11 protein-coding genes are annotated in these 12,352 nt (G+C 75.4%); 9 read left to right on the top strand and 2 right to left on the bottom strand.

The annotated features are described in order from the left end of the window. Nucleotides 1–17: 17 nt before the first annotated feature. Nucleotides 18–749: an MBL fold metallo-hydrolase gene (locus AC1050_RS02750; protein ID WP_482385850.1), complete on the top strand. Its 732-nt coding sequence runs from the start codon at nt 18–20 to the stop codon at nt 747–749. 5 nt (nt 750–754) lie between these two features. Then, entirely contained in the window at nt 755–2,125 is a 1,371-nt protein-coding gene (gene hisS / locus AC1050_RS02745; RefSeq protein ID WP_482385849.1) for a histidine--tRNA ligase, read from the top strand. A 16-nt stretch (nt 2,126–2,141) separates the two neighbouring features. Here the strand turns inward: hisS and AC1050_RS02740 are convergent, their stop codons facing one another. Beyond that, nucleotides 2,142–2,702 (bottom strand): TspO/MBR family protein, encoded by a 561-nt coding sequence (locus AC1050_RS02740; RefSeq protein WP_482385848.1) that lies wholly within the window; start codon nt 2,700–2,702, stop codon nt 2,142–2,144. Nucleotides 2,703–2,827: 125 nt separating this feature from the next. Between AC1050_RS02740 and AC1050_RS02735 the strand changes: the two genes are divergently transcribed. From AC1050_RS02735 to AC1050_RS02725, 3 genes are all read left to right on the top strand, one after another. Continuing rightward, nucleotides 2,828–3,916: an Rv2578c family radical SAM protein gene (locus AC1050_RS02735; protein WP_482385847.1), complete on the top strand. Its 1,089-nt coding sequence runs from the start codon at nt 2,828–2,830 to the stop codon at nt 3,914–3,916. 80 nt (nt 3,917–3,996) lie between these two features. Beyond that, a complete protein-coding gene (aspS, locus tag AC1050_RS02730) occupies nt 3,997–5,838 on the top strand; it encodes an aspartate--tRNA ligase (protein WP_482385846.1) in 1,842 nt (613 codons plus the stop codon). Beyond that, entirely contained in the window at nt 5,835–6,635 is an 801-nt protein-coding gene (locus AC1050_RS02725; RefSeq protein ID WP_482385845.1) for a GNAT family N-acetyltransferase, read from the top strand. The genes aspS and AC1050_RS02725 overlap by 4 nt, the downstream gene beginning before the upstream one ends. A gap of 39 nt (nt 6,636–6,674) precedes the next feature. Here AC1050_RS02725 and AC1050_RS02720 read toward each other — a convergent pair whose 3' ends face one another. Further along, complete coding sequence (locus AC1050_RS02720; RefSeq protein WP_482385844.1) at nt 6,675–8,924, bottom strand: MMPL family transporter; 2,250 nt, start codon at nt 8,922–8,924, stop codon at nt 6,675–6,677. Nucleotides 8,925–9,023: 99 nt separating this feature from the next. Here AC1050_RS02720 and AC1050_RS02715 point away from each other — a divergent pair, with 99 nt between their 5' ends. From AC1050_RS02715 to AC1050_RS02700, 4 genes are all read left to right on the top strand, one after another. Then, nucleotides 9,024–10,448 carry a replication-associated recombination protein A gene (locus AC1050_RS02715; protein ID WP_482385843.1) on the top strand — a complete coding sequence of 475 codons (1,425 nt, stop codon included), beginning with the start codon at nt 9,024–9,026 and terminating at the stop codon, nt 10,446–10,448. Between the two features lie 229 nt (nt 10,449–10,677). Then, nucleotides 10,678–11,304, top strand: a complete 627-nt coding sequence (rpsD, locus tag AC1050_RS02710; RefSeq protein WP_482385842.1) for a 30S ribosomal protein S4 — start codon at nt 10,678–10,680, stop codon at nt 11,302–11,304. 150 nt (nt 11,305–11,454) lie between these two features. Beyond that, nucleotides 11,455–11,820 carry a DUF948 domain-containing protein gene (locus AC1050_RS02705; protein ID WP_482385841.1) on the top strand — a complete coding sequence of 122 codons (366 nt, stop codon included), beginning with the start codon at nt 11,455–11,457 and terminating at the stop codon, nt 11,818–11,820. Next, the gene (locus AC1050_RS02700) at nt 11,817–12,326 is read left to right on the top strand and encodes a hypothetical protein (protein ID WP_482385840.1); all 510 of its coding nucleotides are present in this window, start codon (nt 11,817–11,819) and stop codon (nt 12,324–12,326) included. The genes AC1050_RS02705 and AC1050_RS02700 overlap by 4 nt, the downstream gene beginning before the upstream one ends. Nucleotides 12,327–12,352: the final 26 nt, after the last annotated feature.

Genomic DNA, 12,352 nt, shown 5'->3' with positions numbered 1-12,352 from the left:
ACCGCTAGCGTGGCCGGGTGCGCATCGTCGGAGTCACCTCGCCCGTGTTCGCCGCCGCCTGCTACGTGGTGGCGGCGGACGACGGGACCTGCGTCGTCGTGGACCCCGGGGTGGGTGTCGCCGACGCCGTGCGGGGCGTCGTGGCGGAGCAGGGGCTGCGGATCACCGGGGTGGTCGTGACCCACGGGCACGCCGACCACGTGTGGGACGCGGGCCGGCTCGCGACCGAGGCGGGCGTCCCGGTCCGGCTGCACGCGCGCGACGCGTACCGGCTGGCCGACCCGCTCGGCACCCTGGGTGCAGGAGGCGCAGGGGGCGCGGCACCCGACGCGCTCGGCGTCCGGGACGCCCTGCGTGCGGCCCTCGTCGCCGCGGGCGCCGACGCCGAGGGCTTCGAGGCGGGCGCCGTCGAGCCGTTCGGCGCCGGCGACGACGGGGCGCGCACGGCGGACGCCGAGCTCGTGCTCGGCGGCGTGCGGCTGGTCGCCCGGCACGCGCCCGGGCACACCGAGGGGTCGACGCTGTATCTGGTGGACGCGGGCGCGGACCAGGTCGCGTTCACGGGCGACGTGCTGTTCGCCGGCACCGTCGGGCGCACCGACCTGCCGGGCGGTGACGCCGCCGTCATGGCCACGACGCTCCGCGAGGTCGTGGCGGTGCTGCCCCCGGGCACGCACGTCCTGCCCGGCCACGGCCCCGCCACCCGCGTGGACGTGGAGCTGAGGACCAACCCGTACCTGGCAGGATGACGCGCATGGCACGTCCGACTCCTCTGTCCGGTTTCCCCGAGTGGCTCCCCGACGGCCGCGTGGTCGAGCAGCACGTCCTCGACACGCTGCGGCGCACCTTCGAGCTGCACGGCTTCGCCGGCATCGAGACCCGCGCGGTCGAGCCGCTCGACCAGCTGCTGCGCAAGGGGGAGACCTCCAAGGAGGTGTACGTCCTGCGCCGGCTGCAGGAGGAGGTGGACGGCTCCGACGCCGACCGGTCCGGCCAGCTGGGCCTGCACTTCGACCTCACGGTCCCGTTCGCGCGGTACGTGCTGGAGAACGCGGGCCACCTCGCGTTCCCGTTCCAGCGCTACCAGATCCAGAAGGTGTGGCGCGGCGAGCGGCCCCAGGACGGCCGGTTCCGCGAGTTCGTGCAGGCGGACATCGACGTCGTCGGTTCCGGCGACCTGCCGTACCACTACGAGGTGGACCTGCCGCTGGTCATGGCGGAGGCGCTCGGCGCCCTGCGGGACATCGGCGTGCCGCCGGTCCGGATCCTGGTGAACAACCGGCGCGTCGCCGAGGGCTTCTACCGCGGGCTCGGGCTCACCGACGTCGACGGCGTGCTGCGCAGCATCGACAAGCTGGACAAGATCGGGCCGGACAAGGTCGCCGGCCAGCTCGTCGCCGAGGCGGGCGCCACGCCCGAGCAGGCGCAGGCCTGCCTGGCGCTGGCCGCGATCAGCGGCGGCGACGCCGGCGTGGTGGACCGGGTGCGGGAGCTCGCGGCCGCGCACGGCGTGCGGTCCGAGCTGATGGAGCAGGGCCTGGACGAGCTCCGGCAGCTGGTCGAGGCCGCCGCGGTGCGCGCCCCCGGCGTCGTCGTCGCCGACCTCAAGATCGCGCGTGGCCTGGACTACTACACCGGCTCGGTCTACGAGACGGTGCTGGTGGGCCACGAGCAGCTCGGCTCCATCTGCTCGGGCGGGCGCTACGACACCCTCGCCTCGGACGGCAAGCAGACCTACCCCGGCGTCGGGCTGTCGATCGGCGTCTCCCGGCTGGTGTCCCGGCTGCTGTCCGGCGGGTTGGTGCGCGCGACCCGCGGCGTCCCCGCGGCCGTGCTGGTCGCCGTCACGGACGAGCAGACCCGCCCCGTCTCGGACGCCGTCGCGACAGCCCTGCGCGCCCGCGGCGTGCCGGTCGAGGTCGCACCGACCGCCGCCAAGTTCGGCAAGCAGATCAAGCACGCCGACCGGCGCGGCATCCCGTACGTGTGGTTCCCCGCGGGCGAGGACGGCGCCGCCGACCAGGTCAAGGACATCCGCTCGGGCGAGCAGGTCGACGCCGACGCGGCCGTCTGGGCGCCTCCGGCCGAGGACCTGTTCCCCCGGGTGGTGCCGGCGGGGGAGTGACCTCGGGGCGCGGGCGTCAGGCCAGGGCCGCGACGCCCGCGTTCAGGGTGGTGGCGTACAGCGCCCACGCCAGGTAGGGGCCGAGCAGCCACGCGACCCAGGGCGTCAGGTGGTGGAACGCGACGATCGTCGCGACCAGCGCCACCTCCAGCAGGAGGATGACCACGAGGCCCCAGCCGAGCTGCTCGGCGCCGAAGAACACCGGGGTCCACGCCGCGTTCAGCGCCAGCTGCACGCCGTACAGGACCAGCGCGGTGCGGGCGGCACGGAAGCCGTGCCGCCGCCAGATCAGCCACGCGGCCACCGCCATCATCACGTACAGCACGGTCCACACCGGGGCGAACACCCAGTTCGGCGGCACCCACGACGGCTTCGCGGCGTCGGCGTACCAGCCGTCGACCCCGGACGACGAGGCGATGCTGCCGCCGCCCGCCACCAGCACGTTGAGCAGGAGCAGGCCGGCGAGGACCAGCCAGGACCGGACGCCGCGGGCCTCGGGGGTGACCGGGCGGGTGCGGCCGGTGCGGGCGCGGGCGGGATCGGGACGGGCGGACGACGCCGGGTTCGCGGTGGTCATACCTCCACGGTCGACGGTCCGGGCGGGACCGGCAACCCGGACGCCAGCATGCTGAGCACCTGCGAGCGGAGCGCAACGTGACCAGGCCGCTTGCCACCGGGTCGAACGCGTGTTCGAATCGAGCCATGCGGTGGGACGGGCAGAAGCTGACCGAGGCGACGGACGCGGCGCTGCCCGGGCTGACGCTGGCGGGCCTGCAGCGGTCGGTGCGCACCCCCGAGTTCGCGGGGGTCACGTTCCACGAGGTGCACGCGAAGTCGGCGCTCAACAAGGTCCCCGAGGCGTCGGCCATGCCGTTCCGGTGGACCGTGAACCCGATGCGCGGCTGCTCGCACGCCTGCACGTACTGCTTCGCGCGACCGACCCACGAGTACCTCGGGATGGACGCCGGCGCGGACTTCGACACCCAGATCGTCGTCAAGACCAACGTCGTCGAGGTGCTCGCCGCGGAGCTGCGCCGGCCGTCCTGGCGGCGCGAGCACGTCGCGCTGGGCACCAACACCGACCCGTACCAGCGGGCCGAGGGCCGCTACGCGCTGATGCCGGGGATCATCGGCGCCCTGGCGCACGCGGGGACGCCGATCTCCGTGCTCACCAAGGGCACGCTGCTGCGCCGCGACCTGCCGCTGCTGACCGAGGCGGCGCGGGACGTGCCGGTCAGCATCGCCGTGTCCCTGGCCATCGGCGACGAGGCGCTGCAGCAGGCCGTCGAGCCCGGCACCCCGACGCCGCGCGCCCGGCTGGCCATGATCCGCGCGATCCGGGACGCGGGCTTCGACTGCACCGTGATGGTCGCCCCTGTCCTGCCGTGGCTGACCGACGGCACGGCGCACCTGGACGGCCTGTTCCGCGAGCTCGCCGCCGCGGGCGCGACCGGGGTGACGGTGATCCCGCTGCACCTGCGCGGGCCGGTGCGGCCGCTGATGCTCCGGTGGCTCGCCGACCAGCACCCGGCCCTGGTCGCGAAGTACCGGCGGCTGTACGGCGACGGGGCGTACGTCCCGGAGGAGTACCGGCGCTGGCTCACCGAGCGGGTGCGGCCGCTGCGGCGCCGGCACGGCCTCGACGCGCCGCCCGCCCTGGCCGACGCGGTGGACCCCGGCGGCCGCCCCCAGCCGTCGCCGTGGCGGTTCCGGCCGGGGTGGTCCCGCGACCTGCCGGAGAGCCTGGTCCCGGGCGTCGCGTCCGGCGCCGTGCAGCCCGCGCTGTTCTGACGGGCGCCGCCGGCGCGCGGGGCCGCAGTAGACTCGCCGGGCTGCGCGATGCAGCGCCCCACCACCTGAGAGGACTCTCCGTGCTGCGCACCCACACCGCCGGCTCGCTGCGGGCCGAGCACATCGGCACCACCGTCACCCTGACCGGGTGGGTGGATCGCCGGCGCGATCACGGTGGGGTGGCGTTCGTCGACCTGCGGGACGCCTCGGGCATCGCCCAGGTCGTCGTCCGGGACGAGGCCGTCGCGCACGGCCTGCGCGCCGAGTACGTGCTGCAGGTGACCGGCCAGGTCGGTCGCCGGCCCGAGGGCAACGAGAACGCGCACCTGGCCACGGGCGAGGTCGAGCTGGTCGCGGACCAGGTCGTCGTGCTCAACGAGTCCGCGCCGCTGCCGTTCCAGGTGTCGTCCTCGCTGGACGAGCCGGTGGGCGAGGAGGCGCGTCTGCGCCACCGCTACCTGGACCTGCGCCGGCCCGAGCCCGCCAAGGCGATGCGCCTGCGGGCCAAGGCCAACCAGGCCGCGCGCCGCGTGCTCGACGCCCAGGACTTCGTCGAGGTCGAGACCCCGACCCTGACCCGCTCGACGCCGGAGGGCGCCCGCGACTTCGTCGTGCCGGCCCGCCTCGCGCCGGGGTCCTGGTACGCCCTGCCGCAGTCGCCGCAGCTGTTCAAGCAGCTGCTGATGGTCGGCGGCCTGGAGCGCTACTACCAGATCGCCCGCTGCTACCGCGACGAGGACTTCCGTGCCGACCGGCAGCCGGAGTTCACGCAGCTGGACGTCGAGATGTCGTTCGTGGACCAGGAGGACGTCATCGCGCTGGGCGAGCAGATCCTGCGCGCCCTGTGGGACCTGATCGGCTACGAGATCACGACGCCGATCCCGCGGATGACCTACGCCGACGCCATGGCCCGGTTCGGCACCGACAAGCCCGACCTGCGGTTCGGCCTGGAGCTGGTCGAGCTGACGTCGTTCTTCGCCGACACGCCGTTCCGCGTGTTCCAGGCGCCCTACGTCGGTGCGGTCGTCCAGCCGGGCGGCGCCTCGACCCCGCGCCGCGGCTTCGACGCCTGGCAGGAGTGGGCCAAGCAGCGCGGCGCCAAGGGCCTGGCCTACGTCACCGTGGCCGAGGACGGCACGCTCGGCGGCCCGGTCGCCAAGAACATCTCCGAGGCCGAGCGCGAGGGCCTGGTGGCCGCCGTCGGTGCCCAGCCGGGTGACGCGGTGTTCTTCGCCGCGGGCAAGCCGGCCGAGGCCCGTGCCCTGCTCGGTGCCGCCCGCCTCGAGGTCGGCCGCCGCGGCGGTCTGATCGACGAGTCCGCGTGGGCCTTCGTGTGGGTCGTCGACGCGCCGCTGTTCAAGCCGACGGGCGAGGACGACGACGTCGCCGTCGGCGAGGGCGCCTGGACGGCCGTGCACCACGCGTTCACCTCCCCGACCCCGGAGTGGATCGACCGCTTCGAGGAGGACCCGGGCGAGGCGCTGGCCTACGCCTACGACATCGTGTGCAACGGCAACGAGATCGGCGGCGGGTCGATCCGTATCCACCGCCGCGACGTCCAGGAGCGCGTGTTCGCGGTCATGGGCATCGACGAGGCCGAGGCGCAGGAGAAGTTCGGCTTCCTGCTCGACGCGTTCCAGTTCGGCGCCCCGCCGCACGGCGGCATCGCGTTCGGCTGGGACCGCATCGTCGCGCTGCTGACCGGCTCGGAGTCGATCCGCGACGTCATCGCGTTCCCCAAGTCCGGCGGCGGCTTCGACCCGCTGACCGGTGCCCCGGCCCCGATCACGGCGCAGCAGCGCCGCGAGGCCGGCGTGGACGCCAAGGCCAAGGCCGCCGGCGACGGCAAGGCCGCGGTCGCCCCCCAGGGCGCCACGGCCGAGACCCCCGTCGCGGACGCGGCGGCACCCGCCCAGCAGTGACCCCGGTCGCCGACGAGGCGGCCGCCGGGACGACGTCGTCCGCCCCCGCGCTGCCCGCGCGGTGGGCGGACGACCCGTTCCTGCTCGACGAGCGGCGCTGGTGGCGGCCCGCGCGGGTGCGCACCGACGGCGACGCGATGCTGCTGGTGCAGCGCTCCACCTCGGCGGACGCCACCATGCTGATGGCGGTCGGGCCGGCCGCACCGGTCGCCGGCCTGCTGCGCACGCACGACGAGCCCGGTCACCGGTTCGCCTGGGTCGAGACCGCCGCGCTCGACCTGCTGCGCACGGACGAGGTCGCGCGGTTCGGGCTGGTGCCCGCGCGCACCGGCTGGGAGTGGATGGCGACCGCGACCGCGCCGCCCGCCGTCGCCGCCGAGGCGCACGTGCGCGAGCTCGACCCCCGGGCCGACGCGGACGCGGTCCGCGCGTGCCTCGCCGAGGCCAACCCCAGCACCGACGCCGACCCGGAGGGCGCGGGCGAGCGCTGGTGGGGCGTCGTGGCGTCGGACGGCGGGCCCGGCGACCGGCTGGGCGGCGTCATCGGCGCGAGCCCCCGCGCCGGGCGCCCCGGCGGCGCCGGCTCCGCGCACCTGCACGGGCTGGGCGTGCGCCCGGGGGAGCGCGGGCGCGGCCTCGGCGCGGCCCTGACCGCCGCCGCCGTGCGCGCCCTGCTGGCGGACGGGTCGGACTGGGTATCCCTCGGGATGTGGGACGACAACGACGGCGCCCGCCGGATCTACCACCGCCTGGGGCTGCGCACCCGGCACCGGCTCACGACGCTGCGCCGCCCCTGACCCCCCGCTGTCCCGCGCCGGTGGGCGAGCGGCCGCGGGTCAGTGCGTGATCGCGAGGCGCTCGTGCAGCCGGCGCAGCGGGGCCGGCGCCCACCAGTTCGCCGAGCCCAGCACCGTCATCGTCGCCGGCACCAGCAGCAGCCGGACCAGCGTCGCGTCGATCAGCACCGCCACCGCGAGCGAGAAGCCGACCTCCTTGATCACCAGCAGCTCGCCGGCGACGAACCCGGCGAACACCGCGATGATGATCGCCGCGGCCGACGTGATGACCCGGCCCGAGCGCTGCAGGCCCAGCCGGACCGCCTCGTCGTTGGGGACCCCCGCGTCGTGCAGCTCCTTGATCCGGGACAGCAGGAACACCTCGTAGTCCATCGCCAGCCCGAACGCGAAGGCGATGACCAGCGCCACGACGTAGGTCTCGATGCCGCCGGTCGGCTCGAAGCCCAGGACGCCCGACAGGTGGCCGTCCTGGAACACCCAGACCAGCACGCCGAGCGAGGCGCACAGCGACACCGCGTTGGTCAGCAGCGCCTTCACCGGCACCACCACCGACCCGGTCATCAGGAACAGCAGGACGAGCGTCGCGACGGCCACGATGCCGAGCGCCCACGGCGCCCGGTCGAGCAGCGCGTCGGTGAAGTCGATCTGGTTCGCCGCCTGGCCGCCGACGTAGGCGTCGAACGGCAGGTCGAGGTCGCGCAGGGCGTGCACGACGGCCTGGGCCTCGGCCCCGCCGGGGTCGGTGCCGTCGGGTCGCACGCCCACCACCACGACCGAGTCGCGGGCGGCGGGGGCGTCCACGGACGCGACGCCGTCGAGCGCCTCGAGGTCCGGGACGGCGGCCTGCACCTCGGCGACGCTCGTCTGCGCCACCAGGTACACCGCGGGGGAGGACGACGCGGGGTACTGCTCGGCGAGCTCCGCCACGAACTCGCGCTGCGGGCTGGACGCGGGCAGCAGCTCGGTCGTGGAGTTGCGCAGCTCCAGGTGCAGCAGCGGGCTCGCGAGCACCAGCAGCACCGCCAGCGTGCCGCCCATGACCCACCACGGCCGCCGCTGCACGCGTGCCGCCAGGCGGGAGAACACGCCCTCCTCCGTCTGCACGTCGGCGGTGCGCGCCAGCACGGCGCGCAGCCCGGGCACCCGCGACAGCCGGCTCGGCCCGGCCAGGCGGCGGCCCGTCAGCACCAGCAGCGCGGGCACCAGCGTCAGCGCGGTCGCGACCGCGAACACGATCACGGCGACCGAGCCCGCGCCGAACGCGCGCAGGATGTCCTGGCGGAACACCAGCAGGCCGGCGATGGAGATGGCGACGGTGAGCGCCGAGAACGCGACGGTGCGGCCGGCGGTCGCCATCGTGCGCAGCAGGGCGGACACCACCGCGCCGTCGCCCCGCCGCCGGCGGGCCGAGCGGCCCTCGTCGTCACCGAGCGTCCGGCCGAGCTCCTCACGGAACCGCGACACGACGAGCAGCCCGTAGTCGATGGACAGGCCCAGGCCGAGCACGGTGACGACGTTGACGACCGACGACTCCAGGTCGTCCATCAGGTACGACAGCCCGACCAGCGTGCCCAGACCACCGGCGATGGACGCGATCGCACCGACCATCGGCATCGCCGCGGCGAGGAACCCGCCGAACACGAGGACCATGATCAGCAGCGCCACCGGCAGGGCGATGGCCTCGCCCGTGGTCAGGTCCTCCTCGACCTGGTCGGTGATCGCGGAGACGATCAACGAGCCGCCGCCCACGAGCCCGGTCGCGTCGGGCGCCACGTCGGTGAGCGCGGGCGCCACCGCGTCGAGCGCCTGCTCCAGGTCGTCCAGGGCGGCCGACGTCGCGTCGCCGGACAGCTCCGGGTCCAGCTCGGCGACCATGAGGAACCCGGACCCGTCCTGCGCGAGCAGCGGCGCCGCGGCCGGGTTCGCCACGCCCTCGGGCAGCACGAACGGGTCGATGACCGCGACCACTCCGGCGACCGCCGCGACCTCCTCGCGCGCGGGCGCCAGCGCCTCCGCGAGCCCCTCGGTCGCCGGGTCCACGTCCTGCACCAGCAGGCTGAGCGATGCCCCGGACTCGTCGCTCGACGTCAGCAGCTCGGCGGCACGGGCGCTGTCCGAGCCCGGCACGACCGGCTCGCCGGTGCTGAGCCGGTCGAACAGGTTCTGCCCGCCGACGCCCACCAGGGCGAGCAGGAAGCAGGCCACGGCGACGACGGCCCAGACCAGGACCGTCAGGCGGGGGTGGCGGGCGACCAGTCGGCCGAGGCTCTCGAACACGCGGGTCAGCATCGCAGGCCCGAGGGGGCGCGCGCACCACGGACCCGCTCCCCGCCGGGTGCGCGCCGGCGGTGGCGCGCCGTGTGGGACGGCGCCCGTAGGCTCGCGGGCATGGATCTGTTCGACTCGGTCACCTCGACGGCGCAGGGGACCCCGACGACGTCGGCCGGCTCCCCCCTCGCCGTGCGGATGCGGCCGAGCAGCCTCGCGGAGGTCGCCGGGCAGGAGCACCTGCTCGTGCCGGGCTCCCCGCTGCGCCGCCTGGTGGAGCCGGGGGACGCGACCGCGCGGCGCGCGGCGCCGTCGTCGGTCGTGCTCTGGGGCCCGCCCGGCACGGGCAAGACGACGCTGGCCTACCTGGTCGCCACCACGTCGGGCCGCCGGTTCGTCGAGCTGTCCGCCGTCACCGCCGGCGTCAAGGACGTGCGCCAGGTGGTCGAGGACGCCCGGCGCCGGCTGGCGTCGGACGGCTCGGAGACCGTGCTGTTCATCGACGAGGTGCACCGGTTCACCAAGGCGCAGCAGGACGCCCTGCTCCCGAGCGTGGAGAACCGCTGGGTGACGCTGGTCGCCGCCACCACGGAGAACCCGAGCTTCTCGGTGAACTCCCCGCTGCTGTCCCGGTCGCTGCTGCTCACCCTGCGCCCGCTGGAGACCGACGACGTGCGGGCCCTGGTCCGGCGCGCGGTCGACGACGAGCGCGGGCTGGGCGGCGCCGTCCGGCTGACCGAGGACGCCGAGGACCACCTGCTGCGCCTGGCCGGCGGCGACGCGCGCAAGGCGCTGACCATCCTCGAGGCCGCCGCGGGTGCCGCGCTGGCCGACCGCGAGGCGCGGCTCGCCGACCCGGACGCCGACCTCGGGGACGCCGCCGACGAGCCCGCCGTGGTCGACCTGGCCACCACCGAGCGCGCGATCGACGTCGCCGCCGTGCGGTACGACCGGGACGGCGACCAGCACTACGACGTGATCAGCGCGTTCATCAAGTCGGTGCGCGGCTCCGACGTCGACGCGTCCCTGCACTACCTGGCCCGGATGATCGCCGCGGGGGAGGACCCGCGGTTCATCGCCCGCCGGATCGTCATCTCGGCCGCCGAGGACGTCGGCATGGCGGACCCGAGCGCGCTGCAGACCGCGGTCGCCGCCGCGCAGGCCGTAGCGCTGATCGGCATGCCGGAGGCGCGGATCATCCTGGCCGAGGCCGTCGTGCACCTGGCCACCGCCCCCAAGTCGAACGCGGCCTACAACGGGATCAACGCCGCCCTGGCCGACGTGCAGGCCGGCCGGATGGGCTCTGTTCCCAGCCACCTGCGCGACGCGCACTACGCCGGCGCCAAGGCCCTCGGCCACGGCAAGGGCTACCTGTACGCGCACGACCACCCGCACGGCATCGCCGCGCAGCAGTACCTGCCGGACGACCTGGTCGGCAGCCGCTACTACACGCCCACCGACAACGGCTACGAGCGCCAGGTCGGCGAGCGGCTGGGCCGGATCCGGTCCGTGCTCGACCAGGCCCCGCCGCCCGAGGCCCGCTGAGCGCGCGTGCTGCTCGGCGCGCGCCGAGCAGGCCGCGGTTAGGCCCACGGCCGACGACCCGGTAGAGTTGCACGGTCGTCCGCACCCGGGTCCCGCTCGTCGGGGCCCGCGGGTCAGCCGGACGGCCGCCTGGGGTCCTAGCCCGCGTCCGCCGGACGCAATGGTCGGCCCCACGCCCACCCGCGGAGTCACCGCGGCCGGGTGTGCCGTACGAACGACAGGAAGATCCATGAGCAACGTGACCCGTGCGCGTCGCCAGGTGCGCCTCTCCCGCGCCCTCGGCCTCGCGCTGACGCCCAAGGCCGTCAAGCACTTCGAGAAGCGCCCCTACCCGCCCGGTGAGCACGGCCGCGCCCGTCGCCGGACCGAGTCGGACTACGCCGTGCGTCTGCGCGAGAAGCAGCGCCTGCGCGCGCAGTACGCCCTCCGCGAGAAGCAGATGGCCCGTGCGTACGAGGACGCCCGCAAGGCCCCGGGCCTGACCGGTGAGGCCATGGTCGAGGACCTGGAGACGCGTCTGGACGCGCTGGTGCTCCGCGCCGGCTTCGCCCGCACGATCCTGCAGGCCCGCCAGACGGTCGTGCACCGTCACGTGCTGGTCGACGGCAAGATCGTGGACCGTCCGTCCTTCCGCGTGAAGGAGGGCCAGACCCTCCAGATCAAGCCGAAGTCGCAGACGACCGTGCCGTTCCAGGTCGCCGCCGCCGGCGCCCACCGCGACGTGCTGCCGGCCCTGCCGGGCTACCTGGACGTCCAGCTCGAGAAGCTGAGCGCCGTCCTGGTGCGCCGCCCGAAGCGCGCCGAGGTCCCCATCACGTGCGAGGTCCAGCTGGTCGTCGAGTACTACGCCCGCTGATCGCACCTGCTGCACCTCCGCGACGCCCCCGCACCGCCCTCACGGGCCGGAGCCGGGGCGTCGCGGCGTTGTGGGGCACCACCTGCGGCGCGATGCGCCGGTAGGGTTCACCCGACGCCGCCTCCGGCGTCGACGACCGAAGGGCTGGCCATGCTGGGAGACATCGCGGGGCTCATCGCGGCCATCGCCTTCGTGCTGCTGGTGGGTGCGCTCGCCGTGCCGCTGGTGAAGCTGGGCCGGGTGCTCGACGAGACCCGCACCTCGGTGCGCGAGATCACCGAGCACACCGTGCCGATCCTCGACGAGGCCGCGACGACCGTGTCGTCCACCAACACGCAGCTCGAGCGGGTCGACGCCATCACGACGTCGGCCGCGCAGATCACGCAGAACGCCTCGGCCCTGACGTCGCTGTTCGCGGCGACCGTCGGCGGCCCGATGATCAAGGTCGCCGCGTTCTCCTACGGGGTGCGCCGCGCGCTCGCCGGGCTGGGCGGCCGCGGGCGGTCCGGGCGATGAGCCGTCTGCTCTGGGTCGGCGTGGGCGCCGCGGCCGCGGTCGCCGGCGCCAAGCGGCTCGGGCTGCTGGACACGGTGACCGGCGCGGCCGACGGCCCGCACGGCGCGCACAGCGCGGGCGCAGCCGGCGCCGCGTCGACGGCCGCCCGTGCCGCGCGCACGGCGTTCCGGGCCGGTGCGACCACCGCCGGCGCCGTCCGGAATCTGTCGGACGCGCGCCGCGAGTTCGTGACCGGCATGGCCGAGCGCGAGGCGCAGCTGCGGCACGACCTGGTCGGCGACGTGGACGTGGACGCGATCCGCACCGAGCGCGCCGCCCACCGGGCCGCTGCCCACGCCGCGGGCACGGCGGACGAGGCCGACGGGTCCGGCACCGTCCCGCCCGCCTGGCACCGCGACCCCGCGGCGCGGACGGAGGCCCGCCAGGCGCGGTCGCGCCGCGGCTGGGCCGACGAGCCGACCGAGGACCCGGGCGACGGCGACGGCGACCTGCCGTACGCCTTCTGAACCAGACCACGAGCGGCCGCCTAGGC

The sequence above is a fragment of the Cellulomonas sp. NEAU-ZC6 genome (assembly GCF_056844425.1).
This window is presented reverse-complemented; position numbering and strand designations above follow the sequence as displayed.